This window comes from Ancylobacter dichloromethanicus, assembly GCF_018390645.1.
Taxonomy (GTDB): Bacteria; Pseudomonadota; Alphaproteobacteria; order Rhizobiales; family Xanthobacteraceae; genus Ancylobacter; species Ancylobacter dichloromethanicus.
Genome location: NZ_JAHBGC010000064.1, coordinates 37,046 through 55,202, shown reverse-complemented (window position 1 = coordinate 55,202; position 18,157 = coordinate 37,046). Strand labels below are relative to the sequence as shown.

13 protein-coding genes are annotated in these 18,157 nt (G+C 67.5%); 7 read left to right on the top strand and 6 right to left on the bottom strand.

Annotated elements, in window-relative coordinates:
- Positions 1-87: 87 nt before the first annotated feature.
- Positions 88-3,483 carry a TonB-dependent receptor domain-containing protein gene (locus KHC23_RS23870; RefSeq protein WP_246544925.1) on the top strand — a complete coding sequence of 1,132 codons (3,396 nt, stop codon included), beginning with the start codon at positions 88-90 and terminating at the stop codon, positions 3,481-3,483.
- Between the two features lie 361 nt (positions 3,484-3,844).
- Here the strand turns inward: KHC23_RS23870 and KHC23_RS23865 are convergent, their stop codons facing one another.
- Positions 3,845-4,681, bottom strand: coding sequence for an alpha/beta fold hydrolase (locus tag KHC23_RS23865; protein ID WP_213376205.1), 837 nt, complete (start codon positions 4,679-4,681; stop codon positions 3,845-3,847).
- A 258-nt stretch (positions 4,682-4,939) separates the two neighbouring features.
- On the opposite strand from KHC23_RS23865, the gene KHC23_RS23860 reads away from it, so the two are divergent.
- On the top strand, positions 4,940-5,218 hold the full coding sequence (locus tag KHC23_RS23860) for a hypothetical protein (protein ID WP_213376204.1): 279 nt from the start codon (positions 4,940-4,942) through the stop codon (positions 5,216-5,218).
- A gap of 105 nt (positions 5,219-5,323) precedes the next feature.
- On the opposite strand, the gene KHC23_RS23855 is transcribed toward KHC23_RS23860, so the two are convergent.
- The 5 genes from KHC23_RS23855 to KHC23_RS23835 all read right to left on the bottom strand — a co-directional run bounded on the left by KHC23_RS23855 (position 5,324) and on the right by KHC23_RS23835 (position 10,456).
- A complete protein-coding gene (locus KHC23_RS23855; protein WP_213376203.1) occupies positions 5,324-6,226 on the bottom strand; it encodes a metalloregulator ArsR/SmtB family transcription factor in 903 nt (300 codons plus the stop codon).
- A 20-nt stretch (positions 6,227-6,246) separates the two neighbouring features.
- Complete coding sequence (pstS, locus tag KHC23_RS23850) at positions 6,247-7,263, bottom strand: phosphate ABC transporter substrate-binding protein PstS (RefSeq protein ID WP_213376202.1); 1,017 nt, start codon at positions 7,261-7,263, stop codon at positions 6,247-6,249.
- A 286-nt stretch (positions 7,264-7,549) separates the two neighbouring features.
- The gene (locus KHC23_RS23845; RefSeq protein WP_213376201.1) at positions 7,550-8,542 is read right to left on the bottom strand and encodes a TRAP transporter substrate-binding protein; all 993 of its coding nucleotides are present in this window, start codon (positions 8,540-8,542) and stop codon (positions 7,550-7,552) included.
- Between the two features lie 28 nt (positions 8,543-8,570).
- On the bottom strand, positions 8,571-9,836 hold the full coding sequence (locus tag KHC23_RS23840; protein ID WP_213376200.1) for a TRAP transporter large permease: 1,266 nt from the start codon (positions 9,834-9,836) through the stop codon (positions 8,571-8,573).
- Positions 9,836-10,456: a TRAP transporter small permease gene (locus KHC23_RS23835; protein WP_213376199.1), complete on the bottom strand. Its 621-nt coding sequence runs from the start codon at positions 10,454-10,456 to the stop codon at positions 9,836-9,838. Before KHC23_RS23835 ends, KHC23_RS23840 begins: the two co-directional genes overlap by 1 nt.
- A 94-nt stretch (positions 10,457-10,550) precedes the next feature.
- Between KHC23_RS23835 and KHC23_RS23830 the strand changes: the two genes are divergently transcribed.
- The 5 genes from KHC23_RS23830 to KHC23_RS23810 all read left to right on the top strand — a co-directional run bounded on the left by KHC23_RS23830 (position 10,551) and on the right by KHC23_RS23810 (position 18,083).
- Positions 10,551-11,240, top strand: a complete 690-nt coding sequence (locus KHC23_RS23830) for a GntR family transcriptional regulator (RefSeq protein ID WP_213376198.1) — start codon at positions 10,551-10,553, stop codon at positions 11,238-11,240.
- Positions 11,237-12,271 carry an Ldh family oxidoreductase gene (locus tag KHC23_RS23825; protein WP_213376197.1) on the top strand — a complete coding sequence of 345 codons (1,035 nt, stop codon included), beginning with the start codon at positions 11,237-11,239 and terminating at the stop codon, positions 12,269-12,271. The genes KHC23_RS23830 and KHC23_RS23825 overlap by 4 nt, the downstream gene beginning before the upstream one ends.
- 139 nt (positions 12,272-12,410) lie before the next feature.
- Positions 12,411-14,297 carry a sensor histidine kinase gene (locus KHC23_RS23820; RefSeq protein WP_246544923.1) on the top strand — a complete coding sequence of 629 codons (1,887 nt, stop codon included), beginning with the start codon at positions 12,411-12,413 and terminating at the stop codon, positions 14,295-14,297.
- Positions 14,285-14,965, top strand: coding sequence for a response regulator transcription factor (locus KHC23_RS23815; protein WP_213376195.1), 681 nt, complete (start codon positions 14,285-14,287; stop codon positions 14,963-14,965). The genes KHC23_RS23820 and KHC23_RS23815 overlap by 13 nt, the downstream gene beginning before the upstream one ends.
- A 109-nt stretch (positions 14,966-15,074) precedes the next feature.
- Complete coding sequence (locus KHC23_RS23810) at positions 15,075-18,083, top strand: autotransporter outer membrane beta-barrel domain-containing protein (protein ID WP_213376194.1); 3,009 nt, start codon at positions 15,075-15,077, stop codon at positions 18,081-18,083.
- Positions 18,084-18,157 lie beyond the last annotated feature (74 nt).

Here is an 18,157-nt window from a genome sequence, read left to right as displayed (position 1 = left end):
GGAGCCCGCGTCCGGCGCTCGTCATACCCACTGAGGATCTCGCCGAAGCCGCCCCTTGCGGTTCGGGCAGAACATGTGGGACGGACCATGAGGACGAAGTCGACCCGACGCCTGCGCCTGCTCACCCTTTGCCTATTGGCGGGAACCGCGCTCGCGCCGTTTCCCCTCGGCACGTCGTACGTGTCCGCGCAAGGCAGCCGCCCGAGCGTCGCCTTCTCCATCGACTCCATGCCGGTGCCGCGCGCCCTCGCCGATCTCTCGGTACGTGCCGGCCTCCAGGTGCTCTACTCCGGCGCCAAGGCCTACGACATCATGTCGCGGCCGGTGAACGGCACCTTTGCGCCCGAAGAGGCCCTGCGACTGATGCTGGCAGGAACGGGGATCCGCTGGCGCTTCGTCGGTGCCAATGCGGTTACGATCATGGTGCCGGGCGAAGATCTGGCCCCCGCCGGAGCGGCGGTCGATGCCGACGACGCCATAGCGCTCGACGCCATCGACGTCTCCGGCGCCCGCTCGGCCGTCGACCTGCCGTTCGAGACGGCGGGCTCGACCAATTTCATCTCCGCCGAGGAAATCGAGCGCTTTCCGCCGCAGACCGCCGGCGCACTGTTCCAGGGTACGCCCGGTGTCATTTCCGGCGGCGGCAATAACGGCGCCTCGATCGACCCCAACATTCGCGGCCTGCAGGGCCAGAACCGCGTCGCCACCACCATTGACGGCTCGCAGCAATCGACGTCGAGCTATCGCGGCTATTCCGGCATCGACAGCCGCACCTATGTCGACCCCGACCTCATTTCCGGCGTCACCATCACCAAGGGGCCGGACGGGGCCGTCGCCGGCGCCATCGGCGGCACCATCGCCATGGAGACGCTGAACGTCGAGGACATCCTCCAGGCCGGCGAGCGCTGGGGCGTGCGGGCGCGTGCCGGACTTGCCACCAATTCGATCGCCCCGGTGATCGGGGCGGGCGAGCCGGTGTTCGGCGACCCGGACGGAGCGGACATCACCAGTGGCAGCTTCGCCGTGGCGGTGCGCGAGGACAATGTGGACGTCATCGGCGCCGTCGTCCGGCGCAAGAGCGGCAACTATTATGCCGGCACACAGGGTTCACTGACGACGACCGACTATCTCGGTGATGAGGTGCCGCTGTCGAATTACGGCCATGGCCAGCTGGTCTACAACACCTCCGAGGACGTGACGTCGGCGCTGCTCAAGGCCACCTTCCGCCCCACCGACGAGCAGCAATTGCAGATCGGCTATCTCTACTACGGCAATGAGTTCGGCGAAGTGTCGCCCTCCATCATCACGGCGGGCAATGGGGTCACGAGCCAGCTGCCGCTTTCCTCCGTGGCGATCAACCAGGCGACGCTGCGCTATCATTACACGCCGACCAGCACCGACCTCGTCGATTTCAGGCTGGACGCCTATGTCTCGAACACGGACGAGACCAACGTCTTCATGTCGCTCGGCAAGGTTGAGGAACTCGACCAGCAGTCGCAGAATGTCGGCGTGAATGCGAGCAACACGTCGCGCTTTGCGGTGGCGGGCATGCCGGTCGCGTTGAGCTATGGCGGCTCCTATGTCTACGAGAACGCCCGACCGACGGAGACCTATGAATTCTCCGATGTCGCGCTCTGGGCCATTCCGGCCAATGGCGAGCGGGAGGTCGGCTCGCTGTTCGCGCGGGTGAAATGGGAGCCCACCTCCTGGCTCGAACTGGGCGCCGGAGTGGAGTACCTTGCCTACAACACGTCCTTCAACGGCGTCACCACCTACAATACGCCCGGCGACCCATTCACCGGCTATTCCGGCGACGGCTTCAGCCCCAGTGCGAGCGTCGTGGTCACTCCCCTCGAAGGCTGGCAGATCTATGGCCAGTACCAGAGCGGTATCCGCCCGCTAAGCGTGCGCGAGACCAGCCAGACTCGCAGCGACCAGATATTCAACCCCAATCTGGAGGCGGAAGAGGCAAGCAACTGGGAGTTCGGCACCAACCTGCTGCGCGACGACGTGCTGCTGGCGGGCGACAAGCTGCGGCTGAAGCTGGCCTATTTCGACAACACCACGAACAATTATGTCGGCCGCGAATTCACCGGCTATATGGGTCTGTTCAATTATGACTACGTCCGCTTCAAGGGCGTAGAATTTTCCGGACGCTACGATACGGGTCGGATCTTCGCCGACTTCGGAATCAACTACTACACCGATTTCGAGGCCTGCCAGCAGAACGGGGTCTGCACCGACTACACGCTCTCGGCCGACTATCTCACCAACCAGATTCCGCCCCGCTTCACCGCCTCGCTGACGGCCGGCGCCCGCTTCTTCGACGAGCGGCTGACGCTGGGCGGGCGTGTCACCTACATGAGCGAGCGGCTGGTCCCGGTGGCGGAGGATGGCGGGTTCTTCGTCTGGGTGACGAAGGTTTGGGAGCCCTACACGGTTGTCGATGCCTTCGCCCAGTGGAAGCTGAACAGCCACCTCACCCTCGATGTCAGCGTGCAGAACCTGCTCGACACCTATTATGTCGACGCCCTCAACAACACCGACATGCCAGCCCCGGGGCGCACCTTCATGGCCACACTCACCGGCACTTTCGGCAGCGACGAGCCGATCGCGCCGCTCCCCTTCGGCCTGCGCGCGAATGGCGAGCGCTGGACCGGGCTCTATGCCGGCGGCTCCTTCGGCTACGGCTTCGCTTCGGTCGACGGCACCACGACGCTGGCGGATGGAAGCTATGCCCCGAGGGCCTTTAGCGAGTCGGCGAATGAGAACTTCAGCGGCGGCCTTTGGGGCGGGCAGGTCGGTTATAACTACCAGTTGGCCAATAATGTCGTGCTCGGCGTCGAGGCGGATTTCAGCTATCTCAACAGTGGCAGTTCCAGCCTGCTCGACGCCACCGAGGGGGCCAGCCTGATCGCCTACCGCATGCCGGAAGCGCAGACCGACTATTCCTTCGACTGGCTGACCACCGTACGCGCCAAGCTCGGCTATGCCCTGAACGACCAGTGGCTCCTCTACGGCACCGCCGGCCTCGCTTTCCTGCGCGAGTCGGAGGAGCGGACGCAGTACATCTCGGACTATGCGCACGCGGACAATCCCGGCGGGAACCGGACGGAAATCAGCTTCTCCGAGACGGCGAAGCTGACCCGGACCGGCTTCACCTTCGGCGCCGGGGCGGAATACGCCATCGACGACCGGTGGTCGGTCAAGGCCGAGTATTCCTTCGCCGGCTTCGATGCCGACAGCTTCATGTTCTGGAAGGCGCGCTCGGGCGTGACCAAGACCTATCCGAAGCAGGTCGGCACCACCGAGCAGGTCCGAAATCCGGCGGGCTGCGCCGCTGTCGGGGGCCGGTGGTGCGATCTGGTCGAACAGCCCGTCTACGAGGACGTGATCGGCACCTCCACCATCGCCGATGGCCGCGACGCCTCGAACTCGGCCGCGTTCCAAGCGATCAAGATCGGCCTCAACTACCGATTCTAGGTGAAATGACCGGGTTCTTGTTGGCGGGAGCCCTCACCGCCTGACGGAATGGACGACGGCAACGGGGCGAGACCGTTGCTGGCGCCGGCTCTTTCGCTGGGATGATGGGCCCACGCGCTGCCCCTTGGGCTGGAACCTCCGCGCGTTCATATTCGGCGGGATTCATGGTCACGGGCGGCCATGCCGAGCCCATCCAGCACGGGCCAGGCCCGGCTGGCGGCAACGGCGCGCAACTCCGCGTGGGACCCGGCGAGATCGAAGCTCGTCACCTGCTGGCCCAGCCCGCAATGCTTTCGCCGGCGGCTATGCCGCCGACGAAAGCTGAATGGGGCGCAGACGTGGCGGCGCGCCCGCCGCGACTTCAGCTCGTGACGAACGTCAGAAGGTCGGCGTTCAGCACGTCAGCATTCACCGTCAGCATCCCGTGCGAGAAACCGGGATAGGTCTTCAGCGAGCCATTCGGCAGCAGCTTGACCGCCTTCAGGGCCGCGGCGGCGATCGGAACGACCTGATCGTCCTCGCCATGCAGCACCAGCGTCGGCACGGTGATTGCCTTGAGGTCCTCGGTCTGGTCGGTTTCCGAGAAGGCCTTGATGCCGTCATAGTGCGCCTTGGCGCTCCCCATCATGCCCTGCCGCCACCAGTTCTGGATCACCCCTTCATGGACCGTCGCGCCCTCGCGGTTGAAGCCGTAGAACGGGCCCGAGGGGACGTCGCGGAAGAACTGCGCGCGGTTGCCGGCCAGCGCCGTCCGGAAGCCGTCGAAGACCTCCAAGGGCGTTCCTTCGGGGTTGTCGTCGGTCTTCAGCATCAGCGGCGGGATGGCGGAGACGAGAACGGCCTTGGCCACCCGGCCCGCCGGCTCGCCGAACTTGGCCACATAACGCGCCACTTCGCCACCACCGGTGGAATGGCCGACGTGAACCGCGTTCTTCAGGTCGAGCGCCTTGGCGACGGCAAAGGCGTCGGCGGCGTAGTGATCGATGTCGTGACCCTCGGCGACCTGCTCCGAGCGTCCGTGGCCGCGCCTGTCATGCGCGACGACACGATAGCCCTTCGACAGGAAGAACAGCATCTGCGCGTCCCAGTCGTCGGAACTGAGCGGCCAGCCATGGTGGAAGACGATCGGCTGGGCGTCCCTGGGACCCCAGTCCTTGTAGAAAATCTGTACGTCGTCATCGGTCGTGACAAAGCCCATGGCATGTTCTCCTGGCGCGACATCGGGGTGGCTCCGCCGCGCACGCGACGCCCGGCGGAAAAGCCGTGATGAATGGCAATGGTTTGACCGACGCGGCACCGGCGGGCCGCGTCGCCCGGCCGGAACTTGCCGTTCCCTCGAACGATGCGGTAGTGCCGTAGTCAGGCAAGCTGTGTCGCAGAATTAACGACGCCGAATGGGACATCCCCCGGGGCCGCCTGTGTCGCCCGCCCGCCGGGTCGGCATCCCACGCGGAACATGCGGGTGCTCACGGAGATGCCGATCGAGTACCTCGCGCGAAACCCGGCCGTTTCGGGGCTCCCGCCGACGATGCCGATGGGGATCGAAATGGCGATGACCGCGACGGTGGATGTCACCGTCATGGTCAGGCTCTCGATCATGCCCTGGACGATGTCGTCCCAGCGCGCGGAGAAATTGGGCTGGAGAAAGCCTGCGATGAACCGCCCGCCGCGATCGAGCCCCTCGATGACGCGCGCCCAGTTGACGTCGATGGTTCCCAGCGCGAGCGCCAGATAGAGCGCCGCGCCCAGCGTCAGGCCGTGCCGCAGTCAGGGATTGGCGATCAGCGGCGGCGGGCGCCACCGGCGATGAGGGACGGCAGGCATCACAGCGCTTCCGCGATCAGGCGGCGCGGGCGGCCAGTGTCATCTCGGTTGCGCCGTCCATGATGGCGATGGCGCCGAGGCTGGCCTTGAGCGTGGCGAGGTCGAGGGTCTCCAGCGGCAGATTGACGAAGGCGGACATGCGCGCGGCGATCTGCCGGTAGGCGCGGATGAAGGCGGACCTGAGTTCCGCTTCGGTGCCGCCCGATGCCGCGGGGTCGGCGAGCCCCCAATGCGCGGTCAGGGGGTGACCCGGGAAAATCGGGCAACTCTCGCCTGCGGCGGCATCGCAGACGGTGATGACGAAATCCATCGGCTCGACGGCGCGGTCGGCGAATTCGTCCCAGCTCTTGGAACGCAGGTCGTCGGTGGTGTAGCCGAGCCCGCGCAGCAGATCGAGCGCCATCGGGTGGGGCGCGCCGCGCGGCAAGCTGCCGGCGGAGAAGGCGCGGAAACGCCCGCGACCCTCGCGGTTCAGCACGGCCTCGGCCATGATCGAGCGCGCCGAATTGTGCGAGCAGATGAGCAGCACGTTATAGCGACGATCCGACGGCTCGTCCGGCCGCAGGCGCGGAAAGCCGGCGCCCGCATCGGCCTGCGCCGGCAACTCGTCCCGCAGCAGGTCGAGCACCGCCGCCGCCCGCGAGGATATGGCGGTGTAGATGATCGACCGTCCCTCGCGGCGCGAGCCCACCAAACCCGCCCGCTCCAACTGGGCCAGGTGGGTCGACATGGTGTTGTGCGGCACGGCCAGCAAGCGGGCGACATCGCCGGCGTTCAACCCAAAGGGAGCGTAGCGCAGCAGCAGGCGGAAGGCGTCGAGACGGGTCGGCTGGGCCAGCGCTTCGAACATCGCCACCGCCTCGTCCGACAGCAGGCGCTTCACATATTTCGACGAACGCGGCCTTGCCTCACCCTGCATCGTGTCGCTTCCTCTTCGCGTCAGCTTCCGCTCTTGAACGTCGCTGCCCAGTAGTTTTTCACCTGCTGCACAAGCGGCTCAGGCAGCGGAACATAGCCGAGCTGCGATGCATATTCGCTGCCCGCGCCGAGCGCAAAGTCGAAGAAGGACAGGGCGGCGCGGTTGCGCGCGGCATCCGCAGGCTTCCTGTACATCAATATGAAGGTGGTGGCGGCGATAGGGTAGGCCTCAGGAGCCTCGGAATCGTTGATGGTGGCATAGAAATCCCGCGTCTTCGTCCAGTCCACGGCAAGAGCGGCCGTTTGGAACGAGGCGGCGCTCGGGGCAATGAAGTGGCCGGCACGGTTCTGCACCAGGCCGTAGGAGAGCTTGGCCTGCGTCACGTAGGTGAACTCGACATAGCCGATTGCGTTCGCGGTCCGTTGAACGGCAAGGGAGACGCCCTCATTGCCACGCTCTCCGCTGCCGACCGGCCAGGCGACGGAATTGCCCTCGCCCAGCGTCCGCTTCCATTCCGCGCTGGCCTTGGAGAGGTAGGACACCCAGTTGAAGGTGGTGCCGGAGCCGTCCGAGCGGTGGATGACGGCGATCAGGCTGTCGGGCAAGGCAAGGTCCGGATTGAGGGCCTTCAGCGCGGGATCGGACCAGCGGGTGATCTTGCCCATATAGATGTCCGCCAGCACAGCGCCGGTGAACCGCATGGTGCCCGGCGCGATACCGGCAATGTTGACGACCGGCACCACGCCGCCGAACACGATCGGAAACTGGCCGAGACCGAGGCGATCGAGTTCCTCGGGCTTGAGGGGCTTGTCGGAGGCGCCGAAATCGACGGCCTTCTCGCGAATCCGGTTTACCCCGGTCGAGGAGCCCACCGACTGGTAGTCCACGAGCGTTCCGTCGACCTCGCTATAGGCCTGCGCCCATTTCCAGATGATGGGGTAGGCGAAGGTCGACCCCGCCCCGCTCAGCTGGTCGGCGCGGGCGCTCAGCGTCAGGGTCAGCAGTGCGGCGGCGATCAAGGTCAGGGAACGGCGCATCAGGACACCTCAAAATATCAATCCGTCGGGATATATCGACAAATTGTTATGTGGGGTGTGCGACACATATATGACGTTGCCCGCAGTCCTTCCGATCGAACGCCAGGCGTTATCTCTACCCCCGCCGCACTCGCCGCGATTCACCGCCCGGCGTCGGCGTACTATATGCCGCCGACCGGAGATAATGCCCGCGAGGTGCCTCCGTGACGAACCAGAGTGAAATCGATACCAGCGGTGATCCGCAGGCGCGGCCGGGAGCCCGTGGCCCCCGGCCTTTCCGCCCGGATCAGCCGAGCGTGGCGCCGACCTTGCGCAGTTCCGGCAGGATCGGGGCTTTCGGGGTCCAGATCTTGTCGTATTCGGCGATGATCGGTGCCGCATCCGCGGTCGGCGGCACGACGATCTTGATGCCGGTGCCCTCGAAATCCTTGAGCAGCTTGGGGGCGTTGGTCACTGTCTCGTCGACCTGGACGGCCAGCGCCTCCTTCGTGGCCTCGGAGATCAGCGCGCGATCCTCGGCCGAAAGGGTCTGCCACGCCTTGCCCGACGCCAGCGCGATGAAGGGCATGAACACGGCGTCCATGCGCATCAGTACCTTCGACACCTTGTCGAAGCGCTGGTTCCAGGAGAAGTCGAGGTCGGCCTCCAGCCCGTCCACCTGGCCGTTGGCCATGGCGTCGTAGACTTGCGGCGTCGGGATCGGGGTCGGCGCGGCGCCCAGCAGCGAGTAGAAGTCGCGGAAGGTCGGCGTGGTGTTGATGCGCAGCTTCATGCCGTTCAGGCCGGCAATGCCGTCGATCTCCTTGGCCGAGAACACGACGCGGATCGAGGTGATGCCCCAGCCGAGGCCGAGCGTGCCGGTCTCCTTGGGCAGCGGCTCCAGCATCTGCATGGCGATGGGCTGGCGCACCAGTTTGGCGGCGGCCTCGGTCGAACGGATCACATAGGGCGCGAGGATGGCGGCGACGTTGGGCACCCGGTTGCCGACCTCGGCCGCCTGCAGGAAGGCCATGTCGAGCGCGCCGGTCTGAAGCTGCTGCATCATGGCGCCCTCATTGCCGAGTTGGCCGGCATGGAAGACGGTCATGGTCAGCTTGCCGCCGGTCTTCTCCTTCAGCACCTCGGCGACCTTCAGCGCGGCGTTGTTCCAGGGGTGTCCCGGCGGGGTGATGATGCCGAGGCGCAGATCGCGGGTCTGGGCGCGCAGCACGCCGGGGGCGGCGAGCGGCAGGGCGGCTCCGGCAGCCGCGGCGGCAAGCAGGGAACGGCGTGAGATCATCGGGTCGGTCCTTTCGGCTTGAAGGGGTTCAGCGGACGAGGGCAGTGGAGAGGACGGGGAAGATCGACAGCAGCACCAGCAGCAGGCAGGCGGCGAAGAAGAACGGCAGGGTGACGAGGAACATCTTGCCGGGCTTGGCCCCGGTCACCGCCGCGGCGACGAAGAAGCACAGGCCGACCGGCGGGGAGAGGAAGCCGAGGACGAGGTTGATCACCGCCACCACGCCGAACTGCACGGGGTCGATGTGGTAGATCTCGGTGGCGATGGGCAGCAGGATCGGCACCGTCATGATCAGCCCCGGCGCGCCGTCGATCACCGTGCCGATCACCAGCAGGATGACGTTGACCAGCAGCATGAAGCTGATCGGCCCGGTGGCGATGGACTGGATCCAAAGCGCCACTTCCTGCGGCACCTTGGCGAACACCAGCACCCAGGACAGCACGCCCGCGGCCGCCACCAGGAACAGCACGATCCCGGAATAGACCCCGGCCCGCACGAACATGCGCGGCAGTTGCGAAAGGCGCAGTTCGCGGGTCCAGAAGCGCCCGACCAGCACGGCGGCGAGGGCGCCGACGGCGGCGGATTCGGTGGGGTTGGCGAGGCCGGAGAGGATGGAGCCGACGATGACGAAGGGGATCAGCAGCGTCGGGGCGCAGGCGAGCACGGTGGAGACCCGCGCGCGCATGCTGGAGGTTTCGCCGCGCGGGTAGCTGTAGACGTACCCCATCAGGGCGATGACGGTGCAGAACATCGCGGTGAGCACGATTCCGGGGATCAGCCCGGCGACCAGCATGGTGCTGACCGGCACCTGCGCCAGCACCGAATACATGACGAACATGATCGAGGGCGGGATGATCGGCCCGAGCATGCCGGCATAGGCGGTGAGGCCGGCGGCGAAGGTCTTGTCGTAGCCCTTCGCTTCCATCTCCGGCACCATGATCTGCGCCATGATGGCGACCTGTGCGGTGGCCGATCCGAGAATGGACGAGACGAACATGTTCGCCAGCAGGTTCACATAGGCGAGGCCGCCGCGCAGCGAGCCGACGAAGGCCATGGTCATCGAGATGATCTGGCGGGTGATGCCGCCGCCATTCATGATCTCGCCGATGAGGATGAACAGCGGGATCGCGATCAGCCCGTAATTGTCGACCGAGCCGAACATCTGCATCGGGAAGCTCTGGTAGAGCACCGGATTGCCGGACGCCTGGATGAAGACGACGCCGGCGAGGCAGATGGTGATGCCGATCGGCACCCCCACCAGCAGGAAGGCGAGGAAGGCGGCGCCGGTCAGCATCAGGCGACCTCCTCGGCATTGTGGAGGCCGATGCGGCTGCGGTCCGGCGGGGCGGCGAGGCCGAGATCCTCGATGAGGTTGGCGGCGCTGTGGGCGATGAGGGTGAAGGCGAACAGCGGGATCACCAGATAGACCACCCAGCTCGGCCAGTTCAGCGTCTGGGTACGCTCGGTGTAGAGGAAGTTGAAGGTCGCCCCGCCATATTCGCGCGCATCGAAGCCTGCGGAGGCGATGCCGACCGGGTCCATCCACACCCAGCACATCGCCGCCAGCGCGAGGCCGAAGCCGAGGATGCACAGCGTCGACACCACGCGCATCGCCCGCGCCGGGCCGGACGGGAGATGTTCGGTCAGCAGCGTCATCGAGAAGTCGAGCCGCAGCCGCGAGGTGGCGGAGGCGCCGATGAAGGTGAGCCACACCGCGGTGAAGATCGCCGATTCGTCGATCCAGTAGAGCGGCGCGCCGCCGTAGCGGGTGACGACGTTGAGGAGGATCAGCGCGGTGAGCAGCGCCATCAGGCTGCCGATGGCGAAGCGCTCCGCCGTCAGCAGAGCCTCGGAAAGCGCGGTGACGGCACGCAACAGCCTGCCACCGGCGGCAACGCCGTTGGTTTGCGACATGTGTACCCATTCCCCTCTTTTGCGGGATCGTAGATTTTATAAATTCTCTCCGTCAATATGCTCATCGTGATTATTCGGGTCCGTCGGGTCGAAAATGAACCCTCTCCTCAAGCACCGCACGCTTTCGGCCGCCGTCCTCGACCAGTTGCGGAAGGCGATTCTCGACGGGACCTATCCGGCCGGCGCCCAGCTACGGCAGGACGCGCTGGCCGAAGCGTTCCGGGTCAGCCGCATCCCGATCCGCGAGGCGCTGTTCCAGCTCGACGCGGAAGGGCTGGTGCGTTTCGTGCCGCAGAAGGGCGCGGTGGTCGCCGAACTCTCCACCGAGGAAATAAGCGACGTCTTCGAACTGCGCCGGCTGCTGGAGCCGCGCCTTCTCGCCCGTTCCATCCCCTCCCTCGACGCCGGCGACTTCGCCCGGCTCGACGCGCTGCACGCGCAGATGGTGGCGGCGACGGCGGCGAACGATCTCGGGCGCTGGGGCCAGATCAACGCCGATTTCCACATGGCGCTCTATGCGCGTGCCGGCCTGCCGCGCTCGCTCACCATCGTTCACGGCCTGCTGCAGGCCAGCGACCGCTACACGCGGGTGCATCTGGGCGACGTCGCTGGCATGGGCATCGCCGGCATGCAGCGCGCGGTGAGCGAGCATGCCGCACTCGCCGACCTCAGCCGCGCGGGCGATATCGCGGCGGCCTGCGGCTTTCTCGACCAGCACATACTGACCGTCCATGAGGACCTGCTGCGCGAACTGGAGCGCAGCCAGCGCGAGGCGATGACGTGAACGATTCCACCGCACCCCGGCCCGACAGCGTGCGGCTCAGCCTCGACGACGTGCACGCTCTCGCCCGCGACACGCTGCTCGCCGCCGGTCTCGGCGCGCCGCACGCTGCCGCCATCGCCCGCTCCATCACCCGGGCCCAGGCCGACGAGTGCCACTCGCACGGGCTCTACCGGCTGCTCGGCTATGTCGACAGCGTGCGCAGCGGCAAGGTTGAGCGGCAGGCGCTGCCCGTGCTTACCCGGGCGACGCCGGTGGTGCTGCGGGTGGATGCCCGGCGCGGCTTCGCCCCGCTCGCTATCGAGACCGCTGTGCCGGCGCTGATCGAGGCGGCGAAGACCTACGGCATCGCCGCGCTCGCCATTCACGAGTGCTACCATTTCTCGGCGCTGTGGGCGGATATCGAGCCGGCTGTCGAAGCCGGCCTCGCCGCCTGGTGCTTCACCGTCGGCCAGTGCTGCGTCGCCCCTTCCGGCGGCAGCGCGCCGCTGTTCGGCACCAACCCCATCGCCTTCGGCTGGCCGGGCCCCGCGGGGCGCCCCTTCCTGTTCGACTTCGCCACCAGCGCCGCCGCGCGCGGCGAGGTGGAGCTGAAGCGCCGGGCCGGCGAGCCGCTCCCCGAGGGCTGGGCGATCGGTCCCGACGGCGCGCCGACCACCGACCCGGCAACCGCGCTCGCCGGCGCCCTGCTGCCCTTCGGCGGGCACAAGGGCTCGGCGCTGTCGCTGATGGTCGAGCTTATCGCCGGCCCGCTGATCGGCGATGTCACCAGCCGGCAGGCCAGGGCGCTGGAAAACGGCGATGCCGGCCCCCCGCTCGGCGGCGAATTGTTCATCGCCATCGACCCGGCGGCCTTCGGCGGCGAGACTCTCGGCCGGCGCCTTGCCGAGGCTGAGGAACTGTTCGCCCAGGTGAAGGCGCAGCCTGGCGCAAGGCTGCCCTCCGAGCGGCGCTACGCCGCCCGCGCCCGCAGCGCCGACGGCGTGCTGGTTCCGGCCGGCCTGCTGGCCGAAATCCACGCGCTGAACCGCTAGGGCCTGCCGCGCCGGGGCGCGTGCCAGCCGCCGCGCGGCAATCGTTCGGCTGCAAATGGTCTTCCCAGCGGGGCCATTCTCGCGCAATACGACGCCAACGGCATGCGCGGCGACCGGGCCGTCCCCCGTGAGCGGAACCATGAAAGCGATCTTCGCCCGTCTGGCCATCCTGTTGGCGCTGCTCGTCAGTGGCGCAGCCCTTGCCCGGGAAGGCGGTGCCCCGGCGCAGGACCACATCGTCGGCCGTGCCGTGCTGGAAGATCCCGAGGGGACCTTGTCCATTGAGGACGTGACCGGTCGCGCCTTCGCCCCGGCGGGGCCGATCCTTGCGCGAGGCTACACGCCCTCCACACACTGGCTGCGGCTCACGGTCCGCCCCGGCGATGGCGGGCCGCTGGTGCTGCGCATCCGCCCGACCTATCTCGACCGGGTCGAACTCTATGAACCCGATGCCAACGCGCCGGGCGGCTGGAAGCGCGATGTCACCGGCGACCGCACCCCCTTTCTGGAACGCGACCTTCCCTCCGTCGCGCTCGGCTTCACCATCTGGCCGACCGGGCCGGAGACGACCTATTACCTGCGCCTGTCGACGTCCAGCACCTCGCTGCTGCATGCCGAGGCATTGCTGCCGCAGGTCGCCGCGCTTGCCGATCTGCAGATCCATGTCGACGAGATCTTCATTCTCGGGCTGCTGCTCTGCATCCTGCTGTGGACGGCGAGCGACTTTCTGGCCCGCCGCGATCCGGTGGTCGGCTGCTTCGCCATCAACCAGCTGTTCTTCATCAGCTACAACGTGCTGATCATGGGCTATGGCGCGCTCATCTTCCCGCATGCCGCGCCCGGTTTCGTCGACAGGCTGACCAGCGTCGTCATCATCGCCACCCCGCTGTTCTCGATCCTCACCAACAGGCTGCTGCTCCGGCAGTTCGACCTTCACCCCATCGCCCGCTGGATGCTGGACACGCTGCTGGCGCTTGCCGTCGTCGCGCTCGGGCTGCTCGCCGCCGGCGCGGCCCAGCAGGCGCTGGCGCTCAATGCCTATGTTGTCATGCTGATCGTGCCGCTGCTGCCGGTGCTGGCGCTGAGCACGCGGCGCGAGGCGCCGCCGGGGCGGCGGACGCTCGGGATCGTCTACACGATCCAGGCCTTGTCGCTGCTCTTCACCATGCTGCCGCTGCTCGGCCTGCTGCCGGCCACCACCTGGAACCTCGACGCCAACATCATTCACGGCCTGCTGTCCGACCTGCCGCTGTTCGTCCTCCTCGCCCTGCGCTCGCGCGAGGCACGCCGGACCGGCATCGAGGTACAGATGAACCTCGATCTGACGCGCCGCGAACTGGAACTCCAGCGCCGGCAGTTCGACATGCAGAACCGCTTCATGGCGATGCTGACGCATGAACTGCGCACGCCGCTCTCGGTCATCCGGCTGGCGGTGGGCACCGCCAAGATCGAAGGCGAGCCGCGCCGCCTGATCGACAGCGCCTTCGGCAACATGGCCGGCATCATCGACCGCTGCAGCCTGGCCGACCGTATGGAACAGCAGCGCCTCGACGTCGTCCGCGAGCCGGTCGACATCGAGGCGCTGCTGCGGGCGATCGTCACCGCCAACACTCAATCCGGGCGCGTGACCCTGAGTGCCGGCCCGCTGCCCAGCGTCGATTCGGACGAGCAGCTCGTTGCCGTGGCGTTGCACAACCTCGTCGACAACGCGCTCAAATACTCGCCGGAAGGCTCCACCGTCGAGGTCACGGCGCTGATCGAGGAGAACGCGCCGCCCGATGGCAGGGCCGCGGCGACGCCCGGCATCCGGGTCGCGGTGGAGAATTCATGCGGGCGCACCGGGGTGCCGGACCCGGCCCGGCTGTTCGAGAAGTTCCACCGCGGGCCGCAGGCGCGCACCACCAGCGGTTCGGGCCTCGGGCTCTATATCGTGCAGGGAATCACCGATCTGCTCGGCGGATCGGTCTCGTATCAATTCAGCGAGGGAAGAGCGCGCTTCAGCCTCTGGTTGCCATGCTCAGCATAGCCGTTGTCGAGGACAATGACGATCTGCGTGCCGCCATCCTCAACGCGCTGCGCGGCGAGGGCCATCACGTGGTCGGCTTCGATTGCGCCGAGGCCCTTGCCGAGCAGGGGCGAACATTGCGGATCGACCTCGTCGTGGTCGACCTCAACCTGCCGGGGGAGGACGGAATAAGCCTGGCCCGCCGGCTGCGCGCCACCGAGCCCGAGATCGGCATCATCATGATGACCGCCCGCACCCGCACCGACGACAAGCGGATCGGCTATGAGAGCGGCGCCGACATCTACCTCGCCAAGCCGGTCTCGCTGGAGGAACTGGCCGCCGCCATTCTCGCCCTGTCGCGACGCCTGCGCCCCGCGCCGGCCGCGCCGACCGGGCTGGTGGTCGATACCGGGCGCCTCACCCTTGGCGGCCCCAGCGGGGTGACGCACCTGTCGGCATCCGAGGCCGCCCTGCTCGCCGCCTTCGCGCGGGCGCAGGACCATCGGCTGGAAACCTGGCAGATCATCGAGGTGCTGGAGCAGGTGGACCGCGCGCTGAACCGTAATGCCCTGAACGTCACCGTTTCGCGGCTGTCCACCAAACTGCGGCAGAGCGGCACCGCGCCGCGCCCGATCCGGGCGATCCGGAACTGGGGCTACCAGCTCTGCGAGCCGGTAAGGCTGACCTGAGCGACCCGGTCGGCGCTTCGGCCCGGGTAACGTTCGGTAATAATTCCGGAAACGGCTCCGCTAGGTTCCCGCCAAACAGCTCTGGGCTTTGGTGGGGAACGGCACGGACATGTGGAACGCCGATAGCCAGCCGGCAAAGAGGACCGTCGTCGGCGGAGCCGCCGTCGTCGCCGCCATGGTGGGTCTCGCTACGCCAGCGCGGGCGGATTGCGTGCGCGACGACAGCGTCGTCACCTGCGCGACGCCCTCGCCGAACGGCTATGACGAGACCGTCACCAGCGGGCGCACGGACCGCACGGTGAACGTCTCCGCCGACGTGGCGGACGGCATCGACATCACCCTCTCCGCCGGCGGCGACATCGCCATCGACCAGACCGCTGGAACCATCACCAACAATTATGGCGATGCCGTCTATCTGAAGACCACCGACGGCAAGATCACCGGCACGGTCGGCAGCATGTCCACCAAGGACAACGGCCTCGAACTGGTGGCGTCGGAAATTGACGTCACCGTCGCCGGCTCGGTCAGCGGGACGGGTAGATACTCCTCGGGCGTCGTCCTTTACGAGGTCGGCTCGGTGAAGCTGACCAATTCCGGCGGGGCCGACCACGCCATCACCGGCAACACCGCCGGCGTCAATGTCTGGCGTGCCGACAGCCTGACCCTCGTCAACGAGAATGGCAGCAGTATCGTCGGCACGGCGCGCGACGGCACGGGCGTCTTCGCCTACTCCGTCAGCGGCGATGTATGGGTATCGAACGATGCCAGCTCGATCACCGGCCCGACGGCGCTCGGCGCATGGGACATCGGTGGCGACGTGACCGTGCTGAACGGCAGCGGCACGATGACCGGCTCCGGCTACGGCGTCGATATCTGGTCCGTCGCCGGCAACGCCAAGGTCATCAACGGCAGCGGCGTGCTCGCGGGCGGCACTTACAGCGGCGTTTCCCTCGTCGAGGTGGCGGGCGACGTTGAGCTGCGCAACGGCGCCGGCGGCCAGATCACCAGCACGAGCGACTATGGCGTGCTCGCCTACCTGGTTGAGGGCGACACGCTGATCGAGAATCGCGGCGGCCTTATCTCCTCCGGCAGCTCTGCCGGAATCTATGCCGATGGCGCGCGTGTCTCGATCGTCAACGGTTCGGGGCTGGATGCCGACGAGTTCGAGCAGACGGGCTTCATCACCGGCGGCATTGTCATCGACAGCGGGGCCTATTCCGAGGAGGCGGGGACGGGTGGCGCGACGCTGACCAACGAGGCCGGCGGCGTCATCATCAGCCAGCCGCTGCCCGTGCTCGATGGCGAGATCACCCGCGACCAGATCGCCGCCGCCTCCGGCGAGGTGGTGGTCCAAGCCTCCGGTGGCCGGATCGTCCTCGCCAATGACGGCATACTGATCGGCCGGGTCTCGCTCACCGGCGCGGACGACACATTCGAGAATTCGCGGGTCTGGATGGTGACCGGCATCAACGATTTCGGTGCCGGCGCGGACGTGCTGACCAGCACGGGCACCATCTATGCCGCGGCCATCGCCGACACGGCGGAAACCACCCGGTTCGATGGTCTGGAGAGCTTCGCCAATCACGGCATCTTCAGCCTTGCCGATGGCGGCGCCGGCGACATCGCCAGCTTCAGCGGCGATATCTCCTTTGAGAAGGGCGCGACCTACATCATCGATGTCGACCTTGCCGGCCAAGCGGACCTAATCTCGGTTGCCGGCACGGCCACCATCGACAGCGGCGCCGGCATCCGCATGCGCGGCGTGGACGGCATCGCCTTCGGCACTGACTATCACGTGCTTACCGCCGCCGATGGCGTGGACGGAAATTTCGGCAGCGTCGCCGGGGAGGTGCCGGTCTCCGCCTTTGTCGGCCTTACCTCCACCAACACCGGCAACGACATCTTCGTCCGGTTCGACCAGGCCCGCGCCTTCACTGCGGCCGCGGCGACGCGCAACCAGCTCGCGACGGCCGCGGCGCTGGATACACTGCCGACAAAGGGTCCGACCAGCGGACTGCGCGAAGCGCTGTTGTTCCTTCAGACCGATGCGCAGGCGCGCGGGGCCTTCGACCGGCTCTCGGGCGAGGTGCACGCCTCGGCGCAGAGCCTGTTCGTCGAGCAGAGCGGGCTGGTCCGCAACGCGATGACCGACCGGCTGCGCGCCGCGCAGGGGGCAGTGGGCGCCTCTTCGGCCCCGGTGCTGAGCTATGGCCCGGCCGCTGGCGCGGGCATGAGCGACGCCGGCCGGGCGATCGAGCAGGGCATGGCCTATAAGGCGGCTCCCGCCAGCGCTCCCGGGCCGGCGCTCTGGGCCACCGGCTTCGGCTCCTGGAGCGAGTTCGACGGTACCGGCAACGCCGCGTCGCTCTCCGGCTCCACCGGCGGATTCCTGATCGGCACCGACACGGCGCTCGCCGCCGGCTGGCGCCTCGGCCTCGCCGGCGGCTACAGCGCCACCTCGTTCGATGTCGACGGGCGGGCGTCGTCGGGCGACAGCGACAACTGGCATCTCGGCGTCTATGGCGGCAACCAGTGGGGCGCGCTCGCCCTGCGCGCCGGCCTCGCCTATACGTGGCAGGACGTGTCGACCTCGCGCTCGGTGGCCTTTGCCGGCTACGCCGACAGCCTGAAGGCGGACTACAATGCCGGCCTGTTCCAGGCTTTCGGTGAGCTCGGCTATCGCTGGGATACGGCGCTTGCCGCCTTCGAGCCCTTCGCCAACCTCGCCTATGTGAGCCTCGACACCGACGGCTTTGGCGAACGGGGCGGCGCGGCCGCGCTCGCCGGCACCGGCTCGGGAATGGACACCAGCTTCACCACGCTCGGCGTCAGGCTGGAGAAGGACATCGCGCTGGGCCGCCTGTCCACCACGCTGCGCGGCACGGCGGGCTGGCGGCACGCCTTCGGCGACATCACCCCGGTTGCCACCCAGGCCTTTCTCGGCGCGGCGTCGTTCGATACGGCGGGCATCGCCATCGCCGAGGATGCCGCGGTGGTGGAGGCGGGGCTCGATGTGCTGGTCGGCGCCACCGCCACGCTGGGCGTCGCCTATACCGGCCAGTTCGGCGACGGCGTCACCCAGAACGGGTTCAACGCGACGATGAAAATCGACTTCTGAATATCCCGGCGGAATGCGGGTTCCGCCGGCGCTTCGTGGAAAGGTGCGGCCGCACGTTGCGCGCCCTGACCGCC

Coding starts and splice junctions, on each gene's coding strand:
- KHC23_RS23845 (WP_213376201.1), bottom strand. CDS start 8,542: ATGATCTCACGCCGTTCCCTGCTTGCCGCCGCGGCTGCCGGAGCCGCC.
- pstS (WP_213376202.1), bottom strand. CDS start 7,263: ATGCGCCGTTCCCTGACCTTGATCGCCGCCGCACTGCTGACCCTGACG.
- KHC23_RS23835 (WP_213376199.1), bottom strand. CDS start 10,456: ATGTCGCAAACCAACGGCGTTGCCGCCGGTGGCAGGCTGTTGCGTGCC.
- KHC23_RS23830 (WP_213376198.1), top strand. CDS start 10,551: ATGAACCCTCTCCTCAAGCACCGCACGCTTTCGGCCGCCGTCCTCGAC.
- KHC23_RS23870 (WP_246544925.1), top strand. CDS start 88: ATGAGGACGAAGTCGACCCGACGCCTGCGCCTGCTCACCCTTTGCCTA.
- KHC23_RS23855 (WP_213376203.1), bottom strand. CDS start 6,226: ATGCAGGGTGAGGCAAGGCCGCGTTCGTCGAAATATGTGAAGCGCCTG.
- KHC23_RS23815 (WP_213376195.1), top strand. CDS start 14,285: ATGCTCAGCATAGCCGTTGTCGAGGACAATGACGATCTGCGTGCCGCC.
- KHC23_RS23865 (WP_213376205.1), bottom strand. CDS start 4,681: ATGGGCTTTGTCACGACCGATGACGACGTACAGATTTTCTACAAGGAC.
- KHC23_RS23860 (WP_213376204.1), top strand. CDS start 4,940: ATGCGGGTGCTCACGGAGATGCCGATCGAGTACCTCGCGCGAAACCCG.
- KHC23_RS23820 (WP_246544923.1), top strand. CDS start 12,411: ATGAAAGCGATCTTCGCCCGTCTGGCCATCCTGTTGGCGCTGCTCGTC.
- KHC23_RS23840 (WP_213376200.1), bottom strand. CDS start 9,836: ATGCTGACCGGCGCCGCCTTCCTCGCCTTCCTGCTGGTGGGGGTGCCG.
- KHC23_RS23810 (WP_213376194.1), top strand. CDS start 15,075: ATGTGGAACGCCGATAGCCAGCCGGCAAAGAGGACCGTCGTCGGCGGA.